At 66.4% G+C, this 24,045-nt stretch carries 23 protein-coding genes and 4 tRNA genes; 12 read left to right on the top strand and 15 right to left on the bottom strand.

Annotated elements, in window-relative coordinates; translation table 11 throughout:
* The first annotated feature begins 149 nt into the window (after positions 1 to 149).
* The 4 genes from I8J34_RS09560 to I8J34_RS09545 all read left to right on the top strand — a co-directional run bounded on the left by I8J34_RS09560 (position 150) and on the right by I8J34_RS09545 (position 7,546).
* Positions 150 to 3,176: a PAS domain S-box protein gene (locus I8J34_RS09560; RefSeq protein WP_214361167.1), complete on the top strand. Its 3,027-nt coding sequence runs from the start codon at positions 150 to 152 to the stop codon at positions 3,174 to 3,176.
* 182 nt (positions 3,177 to 3,358) lie between these two features.
* Entirely contained in the window at positions 3,359 to 6,046 is a 2,688-nt protein-coding gene (locus tag I8J34_RS09555; RefSeq protein ID WP_214361166.1) for a bifunctional acetate--CoA ligase family protein/GNAT family N-acetyltransferase, read from the top strand.
* 61 nt (positions 6,047 to 6,107) lie between these two features.
* Positions 6,108 to 6,686 (top strand): DNA-3-methyladenine glycosylase I, encoded by a 579-nt coding sequence (locus tag I8J34_RS09550; RefSeq protein WP_214361165.1) that lies wholly within the window; start codon positions 6,108 to 6,110, stop codon positions 6,684 to 6,686.
* 11 nt (positions 6,687 to 6,697) lie between these two features.
* Positions 6,698 to 7,546, top strand: a complete 849-nt coding sequence (locus tag I8J34_RS09545; protein ID WP_214361164.1) for a D-hexose-6-phosphate mutarotase — start codon at positions 6,698 to 6,700, stop codon at positions 7,544 to 7,546.
* 31 nt (positions 7,547 to 7,577) lie between these two features.
* Here I8J34_RS09545 and I8J34_RS09540 read toward each other — a convergent pair whose 3' ends face one another.
* Positions 7,578 to 7,961 (bottom strand): hypothetical protein, encoded by a 384-nt coding sequence (locus tag I8J34_RS09540; RefSeq protein ID WP_214361163.1) that lies wholly within the window; start codon positions 7,959 to 7,961, stop codon positions 7,578 to 7,580.
* Positions 7,962 to 8,087: 126 nt separating this feature from the next.
* Here I8J34_RS09540 and I8J34_RS09535 point away from each other — a divergent pair, with 126 nt between their 5' ends.
* The 8 genes from I8J34_RS09535 (at position 8,088) to I8J34_RS09500 (ending at position 14,205) form a co-directional block, all read left to right on the top strand.
* Positions 8,088 to 10,403: a Tex family protein gene (locus I8J34_RS09535; RefSeq protein WP_214361162.1), complete on the top strand. Its 2,316-nt coding sequence runs from the start codon at positions 8,088 to 8,090 to the stop codon at positions 10,401 to 10,403.
* 20 nt (positions 10,404 to 10,423) lie between these two features.
* Positions 10,424 to 10,807, top strand: coding sequence for an ArsC family reductase (locus tag I8J34_RS09530; protein ID WP_230411778.1), 384 nt, complete (start codon positions 10,424 to 10,426; stop codon positions 10,805 to 10,807).
* The gene (gene hslO, locus I8J34_RS09525; protein ID WP_214361161.1) at positions 10,807 to 11,676 is read left to right on the top strand and encodes an Hsp33 family molecular chaperone HslO; all 870 of its coding nucleotides are present in this window, start codon (positions 10,807 to 10,809) and stop codon (positions 11,674 to 11,676) included. The genes I8J34_RS09530 and hslO overlap by 1 nt, the downstream gene beginning before the upstream one ends.
* Positions 11,677 to 11,764: 88 nt before the next feature.
* A complete protein-coding gene (gene minC / locus I8J34_RS09520) occupies positions 11,765 to 12,544 on the top strand; it encodes a septum site-determining protein MinC (protein ID WP_214361160.1) in 780 nt (259 codons plus the stop codon).
* A 26-nt stretch (positions 12,545 to 12,570) separates the two neighbouring features.
* A complete protein-coding gene (minD, locus tag I8J34_RS09515) occupies positions 12,571 to 13,386 on the top strand; it encodes a septum site-determining protein MinD (RefSeq protein WP_214361159.1) in 816 nt (271 codons plus the stop codon).
* A 1-nt stretch (position 13,387) separates the two neighbouring features.
* On the top strand, positions 13,388 to 13,648 hold the full coding sequence (gene minE / locus I8J34_RS09510) for a cell division topological specificity factor MinE (protein ID WP_214361158.1): 261 nt from the start codon (positions 13,388 to 13,390) through the stop codon (positions 13,646 to 13,648).
* 18 nt (positions 13,649 to 13,666) lie between these two features.
* Positions 13,667 to 13,752, top strand: a tRNA-Leu gene (locus I8J34_RS09505).
* Positions 13,753 to 13,779: 27 nt separating this feature from the next.
* Positions 13,780 to 14,205, top strand: a complete 426-nt coding sequence (locus I8J34_RS09500; protein WP_214361157.1) for a DUF1178 family protein — start codon at positions 13,780 to 13,782, stop codon at positions 14,203 to 14,205.
* A gap of 15 nt (positions 14,206 to 14,220) precedes the next feature.
* Here I8J34_RS09500 and I8J34_RS09495 read toward each other — a convergent pair whose 3' ends face one another.
* From I8J34_RS09495 to lepB, 14 genes are all read right to left on the bottom strand, one after another.
* A complete protein-coding gene (locus I8J34_RS09495; RefSeq protein ID WP_214361156.1) occupies positions 14,221 to 15,417 on the bottom strand; it encodes an alkaline phosphatase family protein in 1,197 nt (398 codons plus the stop codon).
* An 85-nt stretch (positions 15,418 to 15,502) separates the two neighbouring features.
* Positions 15,503 to 15,578, bottom strand: a tRNA-Gly gene (locus tag I8J34_RS09490).
* A gap of 10 nt (positions 15,579 to 15,588) precedes the next feature.
* A tRNA-Cys gene (locus tag I8J34_RS09485) sits at positions 15,589 to 15,662 on the bottom strand.
* Between the two features lie 81 nt (positions 15,663 to 15,743).
* A tRNA-Gly gene (locus tag I8J34_RS09480) sits at positions 15,744 to 15,819 on the bottom strand.
* Positions 15,820 to 15,867: 48 nt separating this feature from the next.
* Positions 15,868 to 16,443: a CDP-diacylglycerol--glycerol-3-phosphate 3-phosphatidyltransferase gene (gene pgsA, locus I8J34_RS09475; RefSeq protein ID WP_214361155.1), complete on the bottom strand. Its 576-nt coding sequence runs from the start codon at positions 16,441 to 16,443 to the stop codon at positions 15,868 to 15,870.
* Positions 16,444 to 16,527: 84 nt separating this feature from the next.
* The gene (gene uvrC, locus I8J34_RS09470; RefSeq protein ID WP_230411777.1) at positions 16,528 to 18,336 is read right to left on the bottom strand and encodes an excinuclease ABC subunit UvrC; all 1,809 of its coding nucleotides are present in this window, start codon (positions 18,334 to 18,336) and stop codon (positions 16,528 to 16,530) included.
* Between the two features lie 11 nt (positions 18,337 to 18,347).
* Positions 18,348 to 19,391: a beta-N-acetylhexosaminidase gene (gene nagZ / locus I8J34_RS09465; RefSeq protein ID WP_214361154.1), complete on the bottom strand. Its 1,044-nt coding sequence runs from the start codon at positions 19,389 to 19,391 to the stop codon at positions 18,348 to 18,350.
* Positions 19,391 to 19,774, bottom strand: coding sequence for a holo-ACP synthase (acpS, locus tag I8J34_RS09460; RefSeq protein WP_214361153.1), 384 nt, complete (start codon positions 19,772 to 19,774; stop codon positions 19,391 to 19,393). Before acpS ends, nagZ begins: the two co-directional genes overlap by 1 nt.
* A 9-nt stretch (positions 19,775 to 19,783) precedes the next feature.
* Complete coding sequence (locus I8J34_RS09455) at positions 19,784 to 20,539, bottom strand: pyridoxine 5'-phosphate synthase (protein ID WP_214361152.1); 756 nt, start codon at positions 20,537 to 20,539, stop codon at positions 19,784 to 19,786.
* Entirely contained in the window at positions 20,536 to 21,258 is a 723-nt protein-coding gene (gene recO, locus I8J34_RS09450; RefSeq protein ID WP_214361151.1) for a DNA repair protein RecO, read from the bottom strand. The genes I8J34_RS09455 and recO overlap by 4 nt, the downstream gene beginning before the upstream one ends.
* A gap of 11 nt (positions 21,259 to 21,269) precedes the next feature.
* A complete protein-coding gene (gene era, locus I8J34_RS09445) occupies positions 21,270 to 22,178 on the bottom strand; it encodes a GTPase Era (RefSeq protein WP_214361150.1) in 909 nt (302 codons plus the stop codon).
* Positions 22,168 to 22,842, bottom strand: a complete 675-nt coding sequence (rnc, locus tag I8J34_RS09440) for a ribonuclease III (RefSeq protein ID WP_214361149.1) — start codon at positions 22,840 to 22,842, stop codon at positions 22,168 to 22,170. Before rnc ends, era begins: the two co-directional genes overlap by 11 nt.
* A gap of 10 nt (positions 22,843 to 22,852) precedes the next feature.
* Positions 22,853 to 23,224, bottom strand: a complete 372-nt coding sequence (locus I8J34_RS09435; RefSeq protein ID WP_214361148.1) for a DUF4845 domain-containing protein — start codon at positions 23,222 to 23,224, stop codon at positions 22,853 to 22,855.
* Between the two features lie 11 nt (positions 23,225 to 23,235).
* Entirely contained in the window at positions 23,236 to 24,024 is a 789-nt protein-coding gene (gene lepB / locus I8J34_RS09430) for a signal peptidase I (protein WP_214361147.1), read from the bottom strand.
* Positions 24,025 to 24,045 lie beyond the last annotated feature (21 nt).

Genomic DNA, 24,045 nt, shown 5'->3' with positions numbered 1-24,045 from the left:
ATCTTAACCCGGATGCTTCGCCAAGCCATGCCCCGCCGGCTGTGTCGACACGCCACGGTTCACGGTTTTTCTGGCCGGTCGGGTGAAACTGCCACCGCCGTGGCCCGCGCGGCATGCGGACAGCACAAGCGCGTATGATTGCCCCATCAATGCACGAGACTCCAGCCCAGCGCGCCGACTGCCGTGTCGGCGAGCGGCACACCGACCCGGACATGGACGCACACCAATCGCCCGCCGGCCAGCGCGCGGCCTCATCGACGGCAAACCGCTTGTTGCGCCGCTCCTTGGCGCTGGCAGCTCTCGCCCTCGCCATGCTGCTGGTGCTGGCCAGCCAGTGGTGGCAAAGCAGACCGGTCGGTTCGGCCGAAGCGGCCCCTGCGCCGGACAGCCCGTCGGTGCTCGTCGCCCTGAACACCCCCTCGGGCTGGATCGGCATCGCCCTCTTGGTGGCGCTGACCGCCGCGCTGCTGGTGATGGCCTTTCGCGCGATCCGCGCCTATCGCTTCGCCGTCAATTTTGCCCATCGGGCCACCGCGGTCACCGAATTCAATCAGCGCCGGCTGATGGATTTCGTCGAGCTGTCCAGCGACTGGCTGTGGGAAACCGACACCGATCATCGCTTTACCCTGATGAGCGAAGGGATCCGCAGCATGGCCAACATGGCCGGCGACGAATTCATCGGCGCGCCGCTGTGGGAGCTGCCCTGCGAGAACATCGACGCCGGCCGCTGGACGGACCACCGCCAGCGCCTGGCGCGCCACGAGCCCTTCACCCTGCTGGTGTCGCGGCGCGACCTGTCGGGCACGCTGCGCCACCTTGAATTTGTCGGCAAACCGCTGTTCCGGCACGGACGCTTCGAAGGCTATCGCGGCATCGGCCGCGACATCACGCAGCGGATCGATGCCGAACGCGAGCTGCGGGACAGCGAGCTGCGTTTTCGGACGCTGGTGGAGGGCTCCTTCGACTGGTTCTGGGAGCAGGACACCCGCTTCCGCTACACCCGTCTGGTCACCAATCCGCGCAACTGCGCGACGATCGATGTCGACAAGGTACTGGGCAAGACGCGCTGGGAATGGGCGGGCGCCGACACCAGCAAACCCCACTGGCAAGCGCATATACGGGCCTGCGAACAGCATCAGGCCTTCACCGATTTTGTTTACCCGCAAGCCCTGCCGAACGGCGAGATGCGCTGGGTCAGCGTCAGCGGCCGCCCCATCTTCGATGACGCCGGCCGCTTTGCCGGCTACCGCGGCGTGGCGCGGGACACCACCCAGGAACGCAGTATCCAGCAAGCCCTGGCGGACAGCGAAACACGTTATCGCAACACTTTCGAGCATGCGCCGGTGGGCATCGTCACGCTCGATGCCGACGGACGCAGGCAGAGCGTCAACGCCGCTTTCGCCCAGATGCTCGGGCACTCGCGCGCCGACATGCTGGGGCATGATTTTTCGACCTTTACCCATCCGGACGATCAGGCCGAAGACCGGCGTGCCTTCGAGGCCTTCCACAACGGCGAGATCGATGTCTTCCAGCGCGAAAAACGCTACATCCACAAGGACGGCCACACGGTGTGGGCCCATGTGACGGTGACGGGGCTGCGCGGTCGCGGGGGGCAGCTCAAGGGCTTCATCACCATCGTCTCTGACATCACCGCCCAGGTGATCGCCCAGCGCGAACGGCGCGCGGCCGAGCGGCGCTATCAGCGACTGGTCGATGTCTCGCCCGATGGCATCATCGTCCATCGCGACGACCGCATCCTGTTCGCCAACGCCGCCGCCCGGCGCATCTTCGGCGCAACGACGACCGAGGCCCTGCTCGACACGCCGCTGAGCCGCTTCTTCCCCAGCCATATGCTCGACGCCCCCCGCCGGCCGCTGGCGCTCGGTCAGGGCCTGTCGGCCGGACACACCCTGCCGCATGCACAGTTCCACGTCCAACGACTCGACGGGGCAATGGCCGAGATCGAATCGAGCGCCGTCATCACCGCCTTCGACGGCGGACCGGCCACCCTGCGCGTGATCCGCGACATCTCCGACCGGGTGCGGGCCGAGCATGCCCTGGAAGAGAGCCGGACCCGCTACCAGGAGGTGGTGGAGTCGGTGAACGAAATCATCTTTCAGAGCGATCTGGAGGGCGTGTTCACCTTCCTCAACCCGGCATGGACGGTCATCTCCGGGCATTCGGTCGAATCCAGCCTGGGGCGTCCGCTGATGGCGTTCTTGCATCCCGACGATCGCAGCCGCGCGCGCAAGCTGATCAGTCGCATCGGCCAAGGCGGCGCACGCGACGAGATCGGCACCGAGTTGCGCTTGCGCACCACCGTCGGCGAGGTGCGCTGGCTCGAAGCCCACACACGCCAGATGATCGGCGCCGACGGCAGCGCGATCGGCCTCATGGGCTCGCTGGACGACATCACCGCCCGCAAGGTCGCCGAGTTCACGCTCAAGAACGTCAACAAGGAACTCGAAGCCCGGGTGCGCGCCCGCACCGCCGAGCTGGAAGCGTCGAACCGCGAACTGGAGGCCTTCTCCTACTCCGTGTCGCACGACCTGCGCGCCCCCCTGCGCGCCATCGAGGGCTTCTCCAGCATCCTCGAAGAAGACCTGGCCGACCGCCTCGACCCGACCACACGCAACTACCTGCAGCGCATCCGCTCGGCCACGCTGCGCATGGCACGCCTGATCGACGACCTGATCGAACTAGCACGACTGACACGGCTCACCCTGCGCCGAGAGAACATCGACCTGAGCCAGACGGTGTCCGAACTGCTCACCGAACTGCAGCATGAATCGCCGACGCGTGTCGTCGAAACCGACATCGCACCGGGGCTGACCGCCCATGCCGACCGGGCGCTGATGCGCGTGGTGCTGGAAAACCTGCTGCGCAACGCCTGGAAGTTCAGCGCCGACCGCGAAGTGACCCGGATCGCCTTTTTCGCCACGCGAGAGAACGACGAAGTGATGTTCTGCGTGGCCGACAACGGCATCGGCTTCGACATGGCCTATGCCGACAAACTGTTTCTGCCCTTCAACCGCCTGCACCTGACCAGCGAATACGCCGGCTCCGGCATCGGCCTGGCCACGGTGGCGCGCATCGTCCAGCGTCATGGCGGGCGCATCAAGGCCGAATCGGCACCGGGCGAAGGCGCCCGCTTCAGCTTCTCCATCGGACACTGACGATCCGGCATGCCGCGAATGCCAAACTTGCCTCAATCAATCTTCAAACGGCCGTGTGATAAAACTGATCTGTGTCAGAATGCGCTTTGCTGCACCGCACTATATTGCCGCACATCGCTCGATGGCTGGCGCCCGGACACAGCCGATGCGACAGCCGACGCCCATGAGCACGGACCAAGATCATGAAAGAAAAGCACTACCTGACCCCGCTCTTCGAGCCCAAATCCGTCGGTGTCATCGGCGCCAGTGAGCGCGAAGCCGCCATTGGCGGCGTGCTGATCCGCAACATGCTCGACGCCGGCTTCAAGGGCAAGATCTTCGCCATCAACCCCAAGCACGACAAGGTGCATGGGTTGAAATGCTACAAGAGCGTCGAGGATGTGCCGCATCGCCTCGATCTGGTGGTCATCGCCACCGCGGCGCAGAAGGTGCCGGCGATCATCGATGGCTGTGGTCGGGCCGGGGTTCGCGCGGCGATCGTGCTGTCTGCCGGTTTTTCCGAAACCGGCCCGCGCGGCGCAGCGCTCGAGCGCTCGGTCATGGACACCGCACGCCGCCACAAGATCCGCCTGCTCGGGCCCAACTGCCTGGGCATCATGCGCCCCGACCTCGGGCTCAACGCCACCTTCGCCCACGGTCGCGCCCTGCCCGGCTCGATTGGCCTGATCTCGCAGTCCGGTGCGCTGTGCACCGCCATTCTCGACTGGGCCCGGCCGAACAACGTCGGCTTCTCCGCCGTGGTGTCGCTCGGCTCCTCGCGCGACGTGGATTTCGGCGAAGCGCTCGAATACATGATCTCCGACCCGCGCACCGAGAGCATCTTCCTGTATGTGGAAGGTCTGCGCGATGCGCGTCGCTTCATGAGCGCGCTGCGCGGCGCGGCGCGGGTCAAGCCGGTGCTGCTGATCAAGGTCGGCCGCCACCCCGAAGCCTCCAAGGCGGTGCTCAGCCACACCGGCGCGCTGGTCGGCGACGATGCGGTCTTCGACGCCGCCATCCGCCGCGCCGGCGTCATCCGCCTCTACAACATGGGCCAGCTGTTCGCCTCGGCCAATGCGCTGTTCTCCCACTTCCGCCCGCGCGGCAACCGCCTGGCCATCATCACCAACGGCGGCGGGCCGGGCGTGATGGCCGCCGACCGGGCGCTCGACCTGGGCATTCCGATGGCACCGCTGTCCGAGCAGACCCTGGCCAAGCTCAACGCCTGTCTGCCGGCCACCTGGTCGCACGGCAACCCGATCGACATCCTCGGCGATGCCGATGTCGATCGCTATCGCGGCGCCATCAAGGCCGTGCTCGAAGGGCCGAACGTGGACGGCGTGCTGGTCATGCTCACCCCGCAGGCCATGACCCGCCCCACCGATGTGGCCAAGGCCCTGATCGAGGAAGAGCGCAGCGCCGACAAGCCGGTGGTGACCTGTTTCATGGGCGAAGAGCAGGTCGGCGAAGCGCGCAAGCTCTTCGAAGGCGCGGGCATCCCGACCTTCCGCACGCCCGAGCCGGCGGTCGAGCTGTTCAGCCATATCTCCGCCTACTACCGCAACCAGAAGCTGCTGGCCCAGACGCCGGCCTCGCTGTCCGAGAACAACCCGCCGTCCATCGAAAGCGCGCGCCTGGTCATCGAAACCGCGCTCAACGAACGCCGCAAGGTGCTCAACGAGATGGAGTCGAAAGCCATCCTGGCTGCCTTCCGCATCCCCATCGCGCAGACCGTGGTGGCGCGCTCGGCCACCGAGGCCATGGTGCTGGCCGAAGAGATCGGCCTGCCGGTGGTGATGAAGATCGACTCGCTCGACATCACCCACAAGTCCGACGTCGGCGGCGTGCGCCTCAACCTCACCAGCCTGGCCGCGGTGCGCACCGCCTACCAGGAAATCCTCGAAGGCGTGCGCCGCACCCATCCGAACGCCAGCATCAACGGCATCGCCATCGAGCCGATGATCATCAAGCGCAACGGCCGTGAGCTGATGGTGGGCGTGCGCCGCGACCCGGTGTTCGGCCCGATCATCACCTTCGGCGAAGGCGGCACCCGGGTCGAAGTGCAAAAAGACCGCGCCATCGCCCTGCCGCCGCTGAACACCTATCTGGCGCGCGACCTGATCCGCTCGACGCGGGTGTCGGCCTACCTGGACGAGTTCCGCAACATGCCGCCGGTCAACATGGAGGCGCTGGAGATGGTGCTGCTGCGCGTCTCCGAGATGGTGTGCGAGCTGCCCTGGCTCAAGGAACTCGACATCAACCCGCTGATCGTCGACGAAGACGGTGCCGTGGCGGTCGATGCGCGCATCGTCGCCGACAATGTCTCGCCGACCGCCGATCGCTACGATCACATGGCGATCCACCCCTACCCGCAGCACCTCACGACGCGCTGGACGCTGCCCGACGGCACCGACGTCACGATCCGCGCCATCAAGCCCGAGGATGCAGACCTCGAAGTCAATTTCGTGCGCAAGCTGTCGGCCGAGACCAAGTACTTCCGCTTCATGAACACCATGCGCGAGCTGCCGCCGGCGATGGTCGTGCGCCTGACGCAGATCGACTACGACCGCGAGATGGCCTTCGTCGCCACCGTCACCGAAGACGGGCAGGAAACCGAGATCGGCGTGTGCCGCTACGCGGTCAACCCGGACGGCGAATCCTGCGAGTTCGCCATCGTGGTGGCCGACAACTGGCAGCATCGCGGCCTGGCGCGGCGCTTGATGGGCGTGCTCATCGAAACCGCCCGCAACCGCGGCCTGGATTACATGAACGGCGTTTTCCTGGCCAACAACGACCGCATGCTGCGCTTCGTCCAAAGCCTCGGCTTCGTCTTGTCGAGCGATCCGGACGACAGCACGGTCAAGCTGGGTGTCCTGTCGTTGCAGGACTGACGCCGCGCGCGGGTACAATGACGCCATCATTTTTGGAGGCGCCCTTGTGTCCGACACCGCAATGAACACCGAACGCTGCCCCTGGTGCGGCGACGAGCCGCGCTACGTGGCCTATCACGACGAAGAATGGGGCGTGCCGCAACATGACGACCGGATGCTCTTCGAAATGCTGAACCTCGAAGGCGCCCAGGCCGGGTTGTCGTGGCGCACCGTGCTGTACAAACGCGAAGGCTACCGCCGCGCGTTCGACAATTTCGACGCCGAGCGCATCGCCCGTTATGACGACACCGATGTGGCGCGTCTGGTCGCCGACCCCGGCATCGTCCGCCACGCCGGCAAGATCCGCGCGACCATCGGCAACGCCCGCGCCTTCCTCGATCTGCAAGCGGCCGAGGGCAGCTTCGACCGCTGGCTGTGGCAGTTCGTCGATGGGCGGCCGCAGATCAACCACTGGCGAACCCTGGCCGAAGTGCCTGCGAAAACCCCGCTGTCGGACACCCTCAGCCGCGAACTCAAGCGCCGCGGCTTCAAGTTCGTCGGCTCCACCATCTGCTACGCCTTCGCCCAAGCGGTCGGCCTGGTCAACGACCATCTGGTCGGCTGCCACCGCCATGCGCCGCTCGCGCGCACGCCCGACTGACATCCCGAACCATGAAATCGCTCATTACCCAAACCACCTTCCACGGCCTGCCGGCCATCCAGGTTCGCACCGCCGACGGTGCCGAAGCCACGGTCAGCCTGTTCGGCGGCCAAGTGCTGCACTGGCAACCGGCGGGTGGGCGCCCCTGGTTGTATCTGAGCGAGCAGTCGGCATTCGACGGCAAACACGCGATCCGTGGCGGCGTGCCGGTGTGCTTTCCGCAGTTCGCCGCCCAGGGCGACCTGCCGCGTCACGGCCTGGTCCGCACCCGCCCCTGGCGGCTGATTGACCAGCGCGAGGTCGACAAGCAGGTGATGCTCACGCTCGGCATCGACAGCGACGACGACACCCTGGCCCTGTGGCCGCATCTGTTTGCCCTGGAGCTGACGATCAACATCGGCGGCGCGCGGCTCGACATGGAGCTCGAAATCACCAACACCGGGCCGGATGCGTTCGGCTTCAGCGCCGCGCTGCATACCTACCTGCGGGTCGGCGAGGTCGAAATGGCCGAGCTGCATGGGCTCAAGGGCCTGCGCTACGCCGACGCCTGCGACGGCGGCACGATCAAGACCGATCCGATGGACATGCTGCGGGTCGACGATCCGGTCGACCGCATCTACGCCGACGCGCGCCGCCCGCTGCTGCTCGACGACAGCGGCCGGCATCTGCAGATCGAAAAGGAAAACTTCCCCGACGTGGTGGTGTGGAACCCGTGGGAAGCCGGCGCGGCCGCCTTGGCCGACCTGCCGGATCGCGACTTTCGCCGCATGCTGTGTGTCGAGGCGGCGGCCACCGCCCCGATCATGCTGGCCGCCGACGCCCAGTGGTGGGGGCGCCAGAGCCTGATCGTCGGCGACTGATTGCGCCGGGGCGCCTGCGCGGCGAAGACGCCTAGTTGATCGGCGGGAGGCTCAGCGGCTCGCCGTTGATGCGCACCAGAGCGCGTTCCGAACCATCGCGCTTTTCGCCCAGCGGCTGCACGGTCAGCTCGCCGCCGTCGAGGATTTCCTGCAGGCGCTGGCGGGCCAGATCGCCGCGCTCGTCGGCCACCGGCCCATCGATGATGTACTGCTGGCCACCGTAGTAGAAGCGGCAGCCGTCGATGGCATAGGCGCGCACCGGCGGCGTCGGCGCCGCACTCTCGTCCGCCTCCGGCATCCGCACCGCGCCGAGGCGCGACGGATCAATCGCCACGGCCGCCGCCGGGCTGGCCGCGTTGGCACTGGTGTGCCATGTGGCCATCGTCACGGCCACCAGCAAGATCGAACGCAACATACGCATCATCGAACGTCACATGGGGTCAGAAACAGCCATGAATTGTAGCCCGACTGTCCAGCAGATGCTTGCCGCCCGGCGGCTCATTCTGCACACTTGCCGGTTTTTCCAGACGCCGACGTGCCCATGACCCCCTCCATCGAACACCGCCTGGCGGACGAACTCAAGGCCACCCAACGTCAGGTGGTGGCCGCCATTGCCCTGCTCGACGAAGGCGCCACCGTGCCCTTCATCGCCCGTTACCGCAAGGAAGTCACCGGCGGGCTCGACGATACCCAGCTGCGCACGCTCGAAGACCGCCTCGGCTACCTGCGCGAGCTCGAATCGCGCCGCGCCGCCATCGTCGAATCCATCGAATCGCAAGGCGCGATGACCGACTCCCTGCGTGTGCAGATCGCCGAGGCCGACACCAAGCAGCGCCTCGAAGACCTCTACCTGCCCTACAAGCCCAAGCGCCGCACCAAGGCCCAGATCGCCCGCGAGGCCGGCCTGGCCCCGCTGGCCGAAGCGCTGCTGGCCGACCCGACGCTGACGCCGGAGGTCGAGGCGGCCCGCTATCTCAACGCCGAAGCCGGCATCGCCGACACCAAGGCCGCGCTCGACGGCGCACGCCAGATCCTGATCGAGCAATTCAGCGAAGACGCCGCCCTGCTCGACGCCCTGCGCAGCTTGCTGGGCGAGCGCGGGCGCATCGTGTCGGCCGTGGTCGAGGGCAAGGAGACCGAAGGCGCCAAGTTCCGCGACTGGTTCGACTTCTCCGAGCCGGTCAGCAGCATTCCCTCGCACCGCCTGCTGGCGCTGCTGCGCGGGCGCAACGAAGGGGTGCTGCGCCTGTCCATCGAGTTGCCCGACCCGCCGCCGGCCGGCGAGCTGGGGCCGTGCGAGTCGCTGGTGGCCCGCCACGCCGGCATCCGCGACAACGGCCGCGCCGCCGACCGCTGGCTGATGGAGACCGCGCGCTGGGCGTGGTCGGTCAAGATCGCCGTGCACCTCGAACTCGAACTGATGAACACCCTGCGCGAGCGCGCCGAGGAAGAAGCCATCCGCGTTTTCGCCGGCAACCTCAAGGACCTGCTGCTCGCCGCGCCCGCCGGCCCGCGTGTGACCATCGGGCTCGACCCGGGCCTGCGCACCGGCGTCAAGGTGGCCGTGGTCGACGGCACCGGCAAGCTGGTCGACACCGCCACCATCTACCCGCACGAGCCGCGCCGCGACTGGGACGGCGCCATGGCCGAGATCGCCCGCCTGGCCAAAAAGCACGGCGCCGACCTGATCGCCATTGGCAACGGCACCGCCTCGCGCGAAACCGACCGCCTCGCCGCCGACCTGATCAAGCGCCATCCGGAGCTGAAGCTCACCAAGGTGATGGTGTCCGAAGCCGGCGCCTCGGTGTATTCCGCCTCGGCGCTGGCCGCGGCGGAGTTCCCCGATCTCGACGTGAGCCTGCGCGGCGCAGCTTCGATCGGCCGCCGCCTGCAGGACCCGCTCGCCGAACTGGTCAAGATCGACCCCAAGTCCATCGGCGTCGGCCAGTACCAGCACGACATCAACCAGACCCGCCTGGCGCGCATGCTCGACGCGGTGGTCGAAGACTGCGTGAACGCCGTCGGCGTGGACGTGAACACCGCCTCGGCCGCCCTGCTCAGCCGCATCTCGGGCCTCAACAGCACGCTGGCGAGCAACATCGTCGCCCATCGCGATGCGCACGGCCCCTTCCCCGACCGGCGCGCGCTCAAGGCCGTGCCGCGCCTGGGCGACAAGACCTTCGAACAAGCCGCCGGCTTCTTGCGCATCAACGGCGGCAGCAACCCGCTCGACGCCTCGGCGGTGCATCCGGAGGCCTACCCGCTGGTCGAGAAGATCCTTGCCGACATCCAGCGCGACGTGGGCAGCATCATCGGCGACAGCCGCACGCTCAAGGCGCTGGAGGCCAAACGCTATGCCGACGAGCGCTTCGGCGAGCCGACGGTGAACGACATCCTCGCCGAACTCGACAAGCCCGGCCGCGACCCGCGCCCGGCCTTCCGCACCGCCGCCTTCCGCGACGGCGTCGAGAAGCTCAGCGACCTGGCCGAGGGCATGGTGCTCGAAGGCGTGGTGACCAATGTCACCAACTTCGGCGCCTTCGTCGATATCGGCGTGCACCAGGACGGTCTGGTGCACATCTCGGCGCTGTCCAACACCTTCGTGAAAGACCCACGCAGCGTCGTCAAGGCCGGCGACGTGGTGCCGGTCAAGGTGCTCGAAGTCGACCTGCAGCGCAAACGCATCGCGCTCACCATGCGCCTGTCCGACGCGCCGGCCGACGGCCGCAAAACGGCACCGCGGCCCGACGCCCAGCGTGACAAGCCCGCCCCGCGCGGCGCCCGTCCGCCGCGCAAGGACGCGCCGCAGCCCCAGGGCAACATGGCCGCCGCCCTGGCCCGCGCGCTGAAGAAATAAGGCGCTGATTTTCTGAGACAATGCCAAACACCTCACTCGACACGACCATGATCCGCATCTACGGCATCCGCAACTGCGACACCATGAAGAAGGCCTTTACGTGGCTCGACAGCCAGGCCATCGCCTACGCCTTTCACGACTACAAGCGCGAGGGCATCGACGAAACCACGCTGGCCGACTGGATCGCCCGCGTCGGCCGCACGCCGCTGGTCAACACCCGCGGCACCACCTGGCGCAAGCTGCCCGAGGCGGACCGCCGGATCGATACCGACGCCGACGCCATCGCGCTGATGGCGGCCAACCCCAGCCTGATCAAGCGCCCGGTGCTCGATACCGGCGACGGTCGCCTGCTGGTCGGCTTCGATGCCGACACCTACGCCACCGCACTCACGGAGCCACGCTGATGCTGCGCGAAGACAGCCTCGTCCAGCCCTTTTTGTTCGACGACCTCGACATCCGCGGCAGCATCGTCCAGATCAACGACGCTTGGCGGTCCATGATCGCCAAGCGTGGCTACAGCCCCGCGGTGCAAAGCATTCTCGGCGAGCTCACGGCCGTGACGGCACTGATGTCGGCCAACCTCAAGCAGCCCGGCCGGCTCACCTTCCAGATGCAAGGCCACGGACCGCTCTCGCTGATGGTTGTCGACTGCACCGAAACACTCAACCTGCGTGGCTACGCCAAGACCGACGCCCCGCTGCCCAGCGGCAATCTCGGCGATCTGGTGGGTGACGGCCGCCTGCAGCTGACCCTCGACATCGCCGGTCTCGACCAGCCCTACCAGAGCCTGGTGCCGATCGAGGGCGACACCGTGGCGGCCGTCTTCGAACACTATCTGGCGCAGTCCGAACAACAACCGGCCGCCCTGTGGCTGGTCGCCAACGGCGACACCGCCGCCGGCCTGTTCTTGCAGAAGCTGCCCGGCGCCGACCTGCGCGATGCCGACGGCTGGTCGCGCGTCACCCAGCTGGCCGCCACCGTCAAGGCCGACGAGTTGCGCGCCCTGGCGCCGGAAGATGTCCTGGCGCGGCTGTTCCATGAAGAGATCGTGCGCGTCTTCCCGCCCCGCCCCGTGCTTCACCGCTGGCCGGCCGACCCCGAAAAGATCAAGGCGCTGCTGCGCAGCCTGGGGCGCGAAGAGGTCGAATCGGTGCTGGCCGCCGAGGGGGTGGTCGAGATCCATGACGATCTGTCCAACCACACTTATCGCTTCGACGCCGACGCGGTGCACGAGCTTTTCAGCGCACCGGACGCCCCGCCGACACAACACTGAGCCGGCCGGGGGCAAGATACCGTCGGAATCTTGCCCCCAACCCCAACGGCCAGTAGACTCGCAGGATTTGACAGCACATCGGCCCCGAATGAACCCCGCCACCACCGCATCCAAACCCATCGAGTTCCGAGGCGCGACCCTGGGCGTGATGACCGCCCGCCTGCGCGACACCGATCCCATGCGGCTGGCCGACGCCATGCACACCCTGCTCGGCGGCATGCCGGACTTCTTCAACCGCGAAGCCACGATTCTCGACTTCGCCGAACTGGCGCAACTGCCCGAGCGCATCGACTGGCCCTCGCTGGCCAGCCTGTTGCGCCGCTACCGCCTGCAGCCGGTGGCCGTCAGCAACCTGCCCGACGCCTTCATCGAAGGCGCGCGCAAGATCGGCCTGGCCGTGCTCGACGGCGACAATGCCAGTGTCGCCGCCCCCGAGGCGCCCGCCGCCGCAGTCGCCCCCGCGCCCGCACCGGCGCCCGTGGTCGAAACGCCTGCGCCGGCCGCCATCGCCGGCGCCGAGCCCACCCTGATCATCGACCGCCCGCTGCGCTCCGGCCAGCAGGCCTATGCCCGCGGCGGCGATCTGGTGCTGCTCGCCGGCGTCAGCCACGGCGCCGAAGTCATTGCCGACGGCAACATCCACTGCTATGGCCCGCTGCGCGGTCGCGCGCTGGCCGGCGCCCAAGGCAACGCCCGGGCACGCGTGTTCAGCACCAATTTCGGCCCCGAACTGGTCTCCATCGCCGGGGTGTATCGCACCTTTGAAAAAGGCATCCCCGAGTCGGTCGCCGGCAAGGCGGCCCAGGCCTGGCTCAAGGGCGACGACGACCAGCAGATCCTGACCATCGCGCCGCTGCAAACCCAATAAGCAAGCATCCACAAGAAGGAACCATCGTGACCCGAATCATCGTAGTAACGTCCGGCAAGGGCGGCGTCGGCAAGACGACCACCAGCGCAGCCTTCGCATCGGGCCTGGCCCTGCGCGGATTCAAGACCGCCGTGATCGACTTCGACGTCGGCCTGCGCAACCTCGACCTGATCATGGGCTGCGAGCGCCGCGTGGTGTACGACCTGATCAACGTCGTCAACGGCGAGGCCAAGCTCAACCAGGCGCTGATCAAGGACAAGCACTGCGAGAACCTGTTCATCCTGCCGGCCTCGCAGACCCGCGACAAAGACGCGCTGACCGAAGAAGGCGTCAAGACCGTGCTCAAGGAACTCGAGCACATGGCCTTCGACTATGTGGTGTGCGACTCCCCCGCTGGCATCGAGCGCGGCGCCGTGATGGCGCTCACCTTCGCCGACGAGGCGATCATCGTCACCAACCCCGAAGTGTCCTCGGTGCGCGACTCCGATCGCATCCTCGGCATCCTGCAGTCCAAGTCGCAGCGCGCCAAGGACGGGCAGGAGCCGGTCAAGGAGCACCTGCTGATCACCCGCTATTCGGCCAAGCGCGTCGAAGACGGCGAGATGCTCTCCTACAAGGACGTGCAGGAGCTGCTGCGTGTCGAGCTGATCGGCGTGATCCCCGAATCCGAAGCCGTCCTGCACGCCTCCAACCAGGGCTCGCCAGCGGTGCACCTCAAGGGCACCGACGTGTCCGAAGCCTATCTGGACGTGGTCGCCCGCTTCCTCGGCGAAGAGCGCCCGATGCGCTATGTCGCCTATGAAAAGCCGGGCTTGATGAAGCGCCTGTTCGGAGGCAAGTGACATGTCCCTGCTCAGCATGCTGTTCGGCAGCAAGCCGAAGACCGCCTCCCTGGCCAAGGAACGCCTGCAACTGATCATCGCCCGCGAACACGGCACCCGTGACGGCTCGCCGGACTTCCTGCCCGATCTGCAGAAAGACCTGATCGCGGTGATCTCGAAGTACGTCAAGGTCAATCCGGACGACATCAAGGTGCAACTGGAGCGCCAGGACAACTACGAAGTGCTCGAGGTCAATATCGTCCTGCCCGAGCAGGAGCACTGAGCGCGCAGCGTCGTCGATGCCCGGATGGTGAAATTGGTAGACACAAGGGACTTAAAATCCCTCGGCCTTTGGCTGTACGGGTTCGACCCCCGTTCCGGGCACCATTGCTTCCCTTCAGGAACGCCTTCCGCGTGATCGTCCTCAACCTGTGCTGCGAAAACGGCCATGCCTTCGAAGGCTGGTTTGCCTCGTCCGACGCATTCGACGCCCAGCACAGCGCTGGGCAAGTCGATTGTCCGGTCTGTGGCAGCGCGTCGATCAGCCGCCTGCCGAGTGCGCCCTACGTTCGGACGGGTGCGCCGGCCCGGCCTCCGGCTACCGCGCCTTTCCCTTCGGGCCCGAGCACGGCCGCCGCACTCGTCGCCAAGGTGCGCGAGCTGGCGCGGCAGGCCGAAGATGTCGGCAAGGCCTTTCCCGCCGAAGTGCGCCGCATCCATCAGGGCGACGCGCCGGAGCGCGCCATCCGCGGCCAAGCGACGCTGGACGATGTCGTCGAATTGCTCGACGAGGGAATCGCCGTGCTGCCGGTGCCTCCCGCCAAGGAAGATCTGCACTGAGCGAGTCGTGATCGCTCAGCAGGGTATCGCCACCAACGGAATCAGCATCTCGTCTTCAGACACACCGGCATGGACGCCGAGCATCGGAAACCGCTTCTCGTTGGGCAGCCAATCGTAGAGCGTCCAGTCCTCACGCCCGATCAGGGCAAAATCGCCAACCCGCTCGGCCAGGCGGCGTGACGGCTTGCCGGCCGGCCCGAAGACCCCCGCATCGATCAGGCGTGCGCTTGGCACCACATGGAAGCGCCCGTCCAGCCGGGCTGTCGCTTCCGCCTCGAACCGCGCCTGATGGCCCGCCTTGACGCGGCAATAGGCCACCCGCCGCTCGCCCCACAGCGGACCATCCAGATAGCCCTGGAGCGCCCCTTCGGCGGCGATATCGCACTGGCGCTCCGGCGGAGAGTCGATGAAGCCATGGTCGGCCGTCACCAGCAACAGTGCATCGCTGCCGGCCAGGCGCGCGCGCAGCCGGTCGATGAGCGCATCGAGCGCAGCAAACTGCGCATCGCACTCGGGCGAGGCAATCCCGAACCGATGGGCCAGCGCGTCGTAGTCGGCATGGTAGGCATAGACGAAACCCTCCAGGCTGCCCAGATCGCCGACCGCCTGCACCAGTTGCGCCTCCAGGCCGGCAAGATCCTGATAGGCATAGCGACGCGCCACGCCGCGCGAATGGCGCATGTTGAACGGCGAGCCGAGGATGGATTCGGGCGCTACCATCACGCTTCGCACGTCAAGGCGCTGGAACAGGCTGGGATAGGGAAACAGCCGTGGCATGCGCCACCAGCCGGTCAGCGGCTGGCGGTCACGGCGCACCATCGGCAACGGTGCCAGCACGCCACCGAAGCGGTCGTCGCGGATATACCAGCCGGTCAAGCCATGCTCCGCCGGCGACAGGCCAGTCAGAGTCGTGGTGACGGCACTGGCAGTCGTGGCGGGGAAAACGGTGGTGAGCGTACGCGCCAGGTGACGGGCGAGAAAGCCGCCCTGCCCGCGCGCTGCCAGATCCCGGGCGCCAAGGCCGTCGATCACCAGCAGCACCACGACGCGGGCATCGGCCAGCGGCAGCGCCGCCTCGTCACGCAATCGCACGGCCACGGCATGCCGATCTCCGAAGCGGGCGCGCAAGGACGCCATCAGGTTGAGCAGACTGCCGCCTTGGTAGTCGGGGGCAACCGTGTCCGGCAGATCGAGGAAGCGGGGCAATGTCATGATGGCCATGCCCCTGATGATAGCGGCGTGCGTGTGCTGCGCAAAAAAACAGAAGGGGAAGCCAGATGGCTTCCCCTTCGTGTTTTGGAGCGGGAAACGAGGCTCGAACTCGCGACCTCAACCTTGGCAAGGTTGCGCTCTACCAACTGAGCTATTCCCGCAATACTTTCCTGGAGGCGCGGGGCGGAGTCGAACCGCCCTGGAGGGATTTGCAGTCCCCTGCATAACCGCTTTGCTACCGCGCCACTGACCGACTGCCAGGTCGGTCATTCACCCACCGATTTTCCGGGAGTGAAAAGGGGAAAGCGGTGCTTTCCCCAGAATACTGGAGCGGGAAACGAGGCTCGAACTCGCGACCTCAACCTTGGCAAGGTTGCGCTCTACCAACTGAGCTATTCCCGCAAAACAGACCGCCATTATAGGCAGCTTTTTTATAGTGTCAAGGCGTTTTCAGCGTTTTTCACTGTCCTGCAACATGGGCATCGCCCGGTGCAGATAATAGCCCATCGACCATAGCGTCAGTGCCGCCGCAATGTAGATCAGGACGGTGCCAACCGCCTGCGAATGCACTGAAAGCAGGGGCGCATTATACAGAAGCAAGGGGATGGCGACCATCTGTGCGGCGGTTTTCAGCTTGCCCACGAAAGCCACCGCCACGCTGGCCGAGCGCCCGACGCGGGCCATCCATTCGCGCAGTGCGGAAATGGTGATTTCACGCCCGATGATGATCACGGCGATCATGGCGTCCGCACGCCCGAGCTGGACCAGCATGATCAGCGCCGCCGCGACCATCAGCTTGTCGGCCACGGGGTCGAGAAAGGCGCCAAAGGCCGAGGTCTGCCCCAGCGTGCGCGCCAAATAGCCGTCGAACCAGTCGGTCACCGCCGCGACAACGAACACCGCCGTGGCGATCAGATTGCGCTCGGCGAGCGTCATCATGCCCTCTGGCAGGTAGTACACGCCGACAAAGACCGGAATCATCACGATCCGGCCCCAGGTCAGCAAATTGGGAATGTTCAATGGCATGCGTCAGGTGGTATCAAAGCCCGGGCCCTCAGGATCGACGGCAGGCGGGTGCTGGCGAAGTGTAGCCCTTGGCGAAGCGCCTTGTCACGATTCGCCGCCGGACAGTTCGGCATGGATCAGTTCGGCCAGCGTCCGGCTGATCCCCTCGACGCGGCATAGGTCGTCCACCGTGGCGGCACGTACGCCATCGAGCCCGCCGAAGGTGGCCAGCAAGGCGCGCCGGCGCGTCGGGCCGACGCCAGCGATGCGCTCCAGCTTCGAGCCAACCCGCGCCTTGCCGCGCCGCGCGCGATGACCGCTGATGGCGAAGCGATGCGCTTCGTCGCGAATCTCCTGCACCAGGTGCAGGGCGGCGGATTCGGGCGACAGGTGCAGCGGTGGCCGGCCATCGCCGAAGATCAGCGATTCGAGCCCCGGCTTGCGCCCCTCGCCCTTGGCCACGCCCACCGCCGGCAGCGCTGCCAACCCCAGTTCGGCGAAGACTTCCAGCGCCATCGACAGCTGCCCACGGCCGCCGTCGATCAGCACCAGATCGGGCCGCACGCCCTCCCCGGCCGCCACCTTTTCGTAGCGCCGGGCCAGCACCTGGCGCATGGCGGCATAGTCGTCGCCCGGCGTGATGCCGGTGATGTTGTAGCGCCGGTATTCGCTGCGCTTCATGGCACCGGCTTCGCACACCACGCAGGAGGCCACGGTGGCCTCGCCCATGGTGTGGCTGATGTCGAAGCATTCGATGCGCGCCGGCGCCTCGGCCAGGCCCAGCGCCTGTTGCAGGGCCTGAAGGCGCGAGGCGCTACGGTCGGAGGTGGCCAGCCGGGCCTGGATGGCGAGCATCGCGTTGCGCTCGGCCATCTCCATCCAGCCCTTCTCGACGGGCCGGCGCGGGCTCACCACCGTGGCCCGTTTGCCGAGCGCTTCGAGTACGGCTCTGACCGCGGTCGCGTCGATGGCGGTGACGATGCGCCCCGGCAGCGGCAGCATGGCGTAGTGCTGCTCGATGAAGGCCAGCAGCACATCCTGCGTCGAGCATTCGCCGGCGACCACCGGGAACAGCGGCCGGTCGCCCAGATGACGCCCACCGCGGATCATGGCCAGATTGACGCACACCAGGCCCGCCGACTGGACCGCGCACAGCACGTCCACGTCCTCTTCCTTGCCGCTGTCGACATACTGGCGATGCAATACCTGCTGCAACGCACGGATCTGGTCGCGCAGGGCCGCGGCCTCCTCGAAGGCCATGCGCTCGGCGGCTGCCGCCATGGCGTCGGTCAGGCCGTTGATGACTTCGGAGGTGCGCCCTTCCAGGAACATCGTCGCCAGGCGCACGTCGGCCGCGTAGTCGGCCTCGGAGATCAGGCCGACACAGGGCGCCGTACAGCGCTGGATCTGATGCAGCAGACACGGCCGCGAGCGATGTTCGAACACCCCGTTCTCACAGGTGCGCAGCTTGAACACCTTCTGCAGCAGATGGATGCTGTCGCGCACCGACACACTGCCGGGGAATGGCCCGAAGTAGCGCGCCCCCTTGGTGAAACCACCGCGGTGGAAGGCCAGGCGCGGGAAGTCGTGCGCGGTCAGCGTGATGTAGGGGTAGGACTTGTCGTCGCGAAACAGGATGTTGTAGCGCGGCGCCAGCGACTTGATGAGGTTGTTCTCGAGGATCAGCGCCTCGGCCTCGGAGCGCGTGGCGGTCACTTCGACGCGCACGATCTGCGCCACCATCATGGCGATGCGCGGGCTGGCGAGCTGGCCGCGGAAATACGAGGACAAGCGCTTCTTGAGATTCTTGGCCTTGCCGACATAGAGCACCTGATCGCCCTCGCCGATCATCCGGTACACCCCGGGATCGTCCGGTGCGCTGCGCAGGAAGGTCTTGTGGTCGAAGCCCGTCACAACCGAATCGCTCAGGCGAACCGAACGCTTCCGGCCAGCGCGGCCAGTTGCTGCCGGGCGTGTTCATAGGCCGCACTGCCGACACGAACGGCATCGTCAGCGCAACGTGCATGCAGCGCGCACAGGCGCTCTGTCAGCTCGGCCGGCACCGGCGGCTGCCAGCGCGCGAGCAGCATCTCGGCCAGATCGGGCCGGTTGCACACCAGCACCATGTCACAGCCGGCAGCGCGTGCGTCCTCGGCCCGCGCCACGATGTCGCCGGCCTCGGTGGCCGCCTCCATGGTCAGGTCGTCGCTGAAGATCACGCCGGTAAAACCCAGCTGGCCGCGCAGCACGGTCTGCAGCCAGAACGACGAAAAGCCGGCCGGCCGGGCGTCCACCGCCGGGTAGATGACATGCGCCGGCATGATGCCGGCGAGCCGACCGGCCAGTTGCCGAAACGGCTTCATGTCCTGCGCCTCGATGGCGGCCAGATCGCGCGCGTCGCGCGGCATGTCGACATGGGAGTCGGCCTCGACGAAGCCATGCCCCGGAAAGTGCTTGCCGACACAGCCCATGCCCGCATCCGCCATGCCGTCGATGAGTGCAGAGGCCAGTGCCACCGTCACCTCGGGGTCGGCATGGAAGGCGCGATCACCGATCACGCGGCTGACGCCGTAGTCCAGATCGAGCACGGGTGCGTAGCTCAGGTCCACCCCGTGGGCAACCAACTCGCTGGCCAGCACCCGCCCCGCATCGCGAGCCAGGGCGCGGGCGGTGTCGGGGTCGGCATCCCAGGCGCGGCCCAGGACGCCCATCGCCGGCACCGCCGAAAAGCCCGTGCGAAAACGCTGCACGCGACCGCCTTCGTGATCGACGGTGATCAACAGCGCGGGCGAACGCAGGGCACGAATCTCTGCGGTCAGCGCACTCAGTTGCGCCGGGTCGGCGTAATTGCGCGCGAAGAGGATCACGCCGCCGACCAGCGGATGACACAGCCGCGCCCGCTCCTCGTCGGTGAGACGGTGCCCGGCAACATCGAGCATCACCGGGCCAAGCGGCATCGCGACGGACATCAGGGGTGCTCCTTTTCGATCACGGCGAAAGCCAGCACGTTGTCCAGCTCGTCGCTCAGGCTCAGGTGGGCGCGCAGGCGGTCGGCCGTCATGATCTCGGCCATCCGGCCATGGAAGACGAAGAACGGCTTGCCGAGGCGATCGCGGTCGACCGCCACCGAATGCAGGGTCGCGGGCACGGCCACTCCGGTACCGTAGGCTTTGCCGAATGCCTCCTTGGCCGCGAAGCGCTTGGCCAGCAGGCGCTCGGGCACGGGCGCCTCATGAAAGGCGGCGCGCTCCGACGGCGCCAGGATGCGATAGGCGAAGCGCTCGCCGTGGCGCGCCAGCGCCAGCCGGATGCGCTCGACGCTGACCAGGTCGGTGCCGATGCCGTGGATCATGCGCCTGCCCTACTCGCCCAGCCGGGCGGCTTCGCGCATCAGGCGCTTCATCTCGCGTACCGCTTCGCGCAAGCCGGAAAACACGGCGCGCGAGACGATGGCATGGCCGATATGCAGCTCGCGAATGCCTGGCAGGCGGGCGATCGGCTGGACGTTGTAGTAGTTGAGCGCGTGGCCGGCGTTGAAACGCATGCCGGCGGCGCGGATCATCACCCCGGCGCGGCGGATCTTGTCGATCTCGGCGACCACCGCCGCACTTTCGGCATCGCGTCCGGCGCGGTGAAACGCAGCCGCATAGGGGCCGGTATGGATTTCGCATACCCGCGCACCGATACGCGCCGCCGCGTCGACCTGGGCCGGGTCGGCGTCGATGAACACGCTGACCGAAATCCCGGCGTCGCTCAGACGACTGACCGCATCGCGCAGCGCCGCTTCTTGCGAGACGATGTCGAGACCGCCTTCGGTGGTGACCTCTTGCCGCCCCTCGGGGACGAACATGGCCATCTCGGGCTTGAGCGCGGCGGCGATTCCGACCATCTCGTCGGTGGCGGCCATTTCGAGATTGAGCTTGATCTGGGTGAGGTCGCGCAGCTTGCGCACGTCCTCGTCGTTGATATGCCTGCGGTCTTCACGCAGATGCACGGTGATGCCGTCCGCCCCGCCCAGGTGCGCCTCCACCGCCGCCCACACCGGGTCCGGCTCCCAGGTCCGCCGCGCCTGACGCAGCGTGGCCACATGATCGATATTCACGCCCAATTCAATCACAGTGCTTGCAACTCCTTGAACATCCGGCGCGAATGCAGGGGCTGGGCGCCGAGGTGGTGCTGGATGAGATGGCGCAGCAAGGCCTTGCTCTGCACCAGGGTTTTCGGGTCGTCGAAGCGGCCGGCGGCCATGTCGATCAGCGTCTGCCCGGCCACCACGGGCAAGTCGGCATCGCCCGCTGCGTTGTGGACCGGACCGCGGTCGATTATATATCCGTACAGCGCATCGGCTTCGATGGGGGCGTCGGTCTCGGCGTCATGGTCAAGCGGAACGCCATAGCCGAGTTCCGACAGCAACATGAGCTCGAAGGCACGCAGCAACGGCTCGAAGCGCGACGCCTCCGGCAGTTGCTGGATCAGCGCTGCATAGCCGTCGTACAGCGCCGCATGGGCATCCTCGCGCGGCAGCAGCTTGACCAGCAGCTCGTTGAGGTAGTAGCCGCACAGCAAGGCCTTGCCGCTCAACAGCGGCTGGCCACCGATCCACTCGGCGCGGATCAGCGTCTTGACCTCACCCCCACCCGACCAGTCGAGCAGCAGCGGCTGGTAGGCCATCAGCACCCCACGCAACGCCGACATCGGCCGGCGCGCGCCCTTGGCCACCAGGGCCATGCGGCCATGGTCGCGGCTGAACACTTCGACGATCAGGCTGGTTTCCCGGTACGGGTGGGTGTGAAGCACGAACCCGGGCTGTTGGTCGACACGCTGCTTCTGACCCACGGCGCACTCGCTCAGTCGTAGCCGAGACTCTTCAAGGCGCGCTCATCGTCGGCCCAGCCGGATTTGACCTTGACCCACACTTCCAGGTAGATCTTTGCGCCGAACAACTCTTCCATGGCCTTGCGCGCCTCGGTCGAGATGCGCTTGAGGTGCTCGCCGCCCTTGCCGATGACGATTCCCTTGTGGCCCGGCTTGTCGACGATGATGGCGGCGTTGATGCGGCGCAGGTTGCCATCCGCCTCGAAGCGCTCGATCTCGACCGTCATGCCGTAGGGCAACTCGTCGCCGAGCAGGCGGAACAGCTTTTCGCGGAGGAACTCGGCGGCCAGAAAGCGCTCGCTGCGATCGGTGACATCATCCGGCCCGAACATCGGCGGACCTTCGGGCAGGTAGCCGCGCGACACGGCCAGCAGTGCATCGACATTCTTGCCGCGCTCGGCCGACAGGGGCACCACTTCGGCAAACGGGAAGGCGCCGCGCGTCAGCTCGATGAAGGGCAACAGGCTGGACTTGTCGGCCAGAGTGTCCACCTTGTTGATGACCAGGATCACCTTGGCGTCCCGAGGTAGCAAGGCCACCACCTGCTCGTCTTCCGGCCCGAAGCGCCCCGCCTCGATCACCAGATAGACCAGGTCGACATCGGCCAGCGACTGGGTCACCGTGCGGTTCATGGTGCGATTGAGCGCATTCTGGTGCCGCGTCTGAAAACCCGGTGTGTCGACGAAGACGAACTGTGCCGTGTCGTCGGTGAGAATGCCGGACACCCGGTGCCGCGTGGTCTGCGCCTTGCTTGAGACGATGCTGACCTTGAGGCCGATGAGGCGATTCATCAGCGTGGACTTGCCGACGTTCGGCCGTCCGACGATGGCGATGAATCCGGTGCGGAAGGCGCCGCCTTCCGGAGTCTGACTATCCTGCATGCTGCTCCAGTTTTTCCATGGCCGCCGAAGCGGCCTGCTGTTCGGCGGCCCGCCGGCTCGACCCAGTACCCCGCGTCTGCATGCCCCCATCGATGGTGCACTCGACTTCGAATTCCTGAGCATGCGCCTCGCCGCGGGTTTCGACCAGCCGGTATTTCGGCAGCTGCCGGCGCCGCGCCTGCAACCACTCCTGCAGCCGGGTCTTGGGATCCTTGAGGCTGGACTTCGGGTCCAGGTGCGTCAGGTGGTCGGCGAACAGGCGGTCGATGACCGCCTTCGCGGCGTCGAAGCCACCATCAAGGTAGACCGCGGCAAACACCGCTTCGAGTGCATCAGAGAGGATCGAAGGCCGCTCGGCGCCGCGGCTTTTGAGTTCGCCTTCGCCCAGGCGCAACACCGCGCCGAGCTGCAGCTCGACGGCGAGACCGTGCAGGGCATCCTGGCAGACCAACTGCGCCCGCAAGCGGGACAGATCGCCTTCGCGCAACTCGGGAAAACGGGAAAACAGCGCCAGCGCAACCACATGATTGACCACGCTGTCGCCGAGAAATTCGAGCCGCTCGTTGTTCGGTTGACCGAAGCTGCGATGGGTCAGCGCCTGGCGCAGGCGGGCGACGTCCTTGAAGCGATAATCGATCCGCGCCTGCAGCGTTTCCAGACTCACCCGACCCCCGTCAGGAACCACTACTACGCACGGTGCCGGTATCGAAGTCGATCAGCAGGCTCACGTTGCCTGCAATGGGCACTCGTTTGGCGTAGGCCATGGACATCTCGATCTGGTTGCCGCGCTTGACCACGACCAGATCGCGCCCGGTGACGCTTCTCACGTCGCCGATATAGGCACGCTTGTCGAAATCGGCGCGGATCTGACCGACCGTCACGTCCGCCGATGGCTTGGACTCGGCGATCGCATTCAACACGCGTTTGACCGCCAGGTACTCGGTCACCGCCGGCACGGTACGCATCCCGATCAGGAACAGGAAACCAAGAATGGCCCCCACGATCAGCACACCGATCAAAGACAGGCCCGTCTGCTTGTTCTTCATGCGATTGCCCTTCAGTGGAAAAACCCGATACGGCTCGGCTCGTTGAAGTTGAACCAGATCAGGAACGCCTTGCCGACGATGTTCTCTTCGGGGACGAAACCCCAGACGCGGCTGTCGCTGCTGTCGTCCCGGTTGTCGCCCATGACGAAGTAATGCCCGGGCGGGACGGTGCAGCGTACGCCGTTGTTAGTATAAGTGCAGTTCTCGCGCTGCGGGAATTGCTTGACCTGAGGCACATAGGCCGGCTTATCGCCGTCATTCAAGAACGCATGCTCGACGCTGCCGAGATTCTCGGAATACTTGGCACTGGCATACAGGCGATCGCGGTGGACATATTCACCGGCCGATGTCACATCGACCGGTTTTCCATTGATGCTCAAACGCTTGTCGAAGTACTCGATGGTGTCACCGGGCAGTCCGACCACACGTTTGATGTAGTCCAGCGAGGGATCTTCCGGGTAGCGGAACACCATCACGTCGCCGCGCTCCGGCGTGTTCATGTCGACGATTTTCTTGTTGATGACCGGCAGGCGAATGCCATAGGTGTATTTGTTGACCAGGATGAAATCGCCGACGAGCAAGGTCGGGATCATCGAGCCGGACGGAATCTTGAACGGCTCGACCAGGAACGAGCGCAGAAAGAATACCGCCAGGATGACCGGAAAAAAACTGGCGCCATATTCCACCCACCATGGCTCCCCGGCATCGGGCGCGCGCCGCTTGCGGGCATAGAATTTGTCAGCCAGCCACAGCACACCGGTCGCCACCAGCAGCAGGAAAAGAATCAGGGCAAAATTCACGAGGTCTCCGGTTCGCTTCTG

Origin of the sequence: Denitromonas iodatirespirans, assembly GCF_018524365.1 — a bacterium.
GTDB classification, from domain to species: domain Bacteria; phylum Pseudomonadota; class Gammaproteobacteria; order Burkholderiales; family Rhodocyclaceae; genus Nitrogeniibacter; species Nitrogeniibacter iodatirespirans.
The sequence above is the reverse complement of the archived record's forward strand: the minus strand, read 5'-3'. Positions and strand labels throughout refer to the sequence as shown.

What these genes read in the sequence shown, in the direction of transcription:
- minC (WP_214361160.1), top strand. Translation starts at nt 11,765, where the DNA reads ATGAACCCCGCCACCACCGCATCCAAACCCATCGAGTTCCGAGGCGCG.
- acpS (WP_214361153.1), bottom strand. Translation starts at nt 19,774, where the DNA reads ATGATCCACGGCATCGGCACCGACCTGGTCAGCGTCGAGCGCATCCGG.
- hslO (WP_214361161.1), top strand. Translation starts at nt 10,807, where the DNA reads ATGCTGCGCGAAGACAGCCTCGTCCAGCCCTTTTTGTTCGACGACCTC.
- nagZ (WP_214361154.1), bottom strand. Translation starts at nt 19,391, where the DNA reads ATGTCCGTCGCGATGCCGCTTGGCCCGGTGATGCTCGATGTTGCCGGG.
- minE (WP_214361158.1), top strand. Translation starts at nt 13,388, where the DNA reads ATGTCCCTGCTCAGCATGCTGTTCGGCAGCAAGCCGAAGACCGCCTCC.
- I8J34_RS09535 (WP_214361162.1), top strand. Translation starts at nt 8,088, where the DNA reads ATGACCCCCTCCATCGAACACCGCCTGGCGGACGAACTCAAGGCCACC.
- I8J34_RS09550 (WP_214361165.1), top strand. Translation starts at nt 6,108, where the DNA reads ATGAACACCGAACGCTGCCCCTGGTGCGGCGACGAGCCGCGCTACGTG.
- I8J34_RS09560 (WP_214361167.1), top strand. Translation starts at nt 150, where the DNA reads ATGCACGAGACTCCAGCCCAGCGCGCCGACTGCCGTGTCGGCGAGCGG.
- pgsA (WP_214361155.1), bottom strand. Translation starts at nt 16,443, where the DNA reads ATGCCATTGAACATTCCCAATTTGCTGACCTGGGGCCGGATCGTGATG.
- I8J34_RS09540 (WP_214361163.1), bottom strand. Translation starts at nt 7,961, where the DNA reads ATGTTGCGTTCGATCTTGCTGGTGGCCGTGACGATGGCCACATGGCAC.
- I8J34_RS09545 (WP_214361164.1), top strand. Translation starts at nt 6,698, where the DNA reads ATGAAATCGCTCATTACCCAAACCACCTTCCACGGCCTGCCGGCCATC.
- I8J34_RS09435 (WP_214361148.1), bottom strand. Translation starts at nt 23,224, where the DNA reads ATGAAGAACAAGCAGACGGGCCTGTCTTTGATCGGTGTGCTGATCGTG.
- I8J34_RS09555 (WP_214361166.1), top strand. Translation starts at nt 3,359, where the DNA reads ATGAAAGAAAAGCACTACCTGACCCCGCTCTTCGAGCCCAAATCCGTC.
- I8J34_RS09530 (WP_230411778.1), top strand. Translation starts at nt 10,424, where the DNA reads ATGCCAAACACCTCACTCGACACGACCATGATCCGCATCTACGGCATC.
- era (WP_214361150.1), bottom strand. Translation starts at nt 22,178, where the DNA reads ATGCAGGATAGTCAGACTCCGGAAGGCGGCGCCTTCCGCACCGGATTC.
- I8J34_RS09495 (WP_214361156.1), bottom strand. Translation starts at nt 15,417, where the DNA reads ATGACATTGCCCCGCTTCCTCGATCTGCCGGACACGGTTGCCCCCGAC.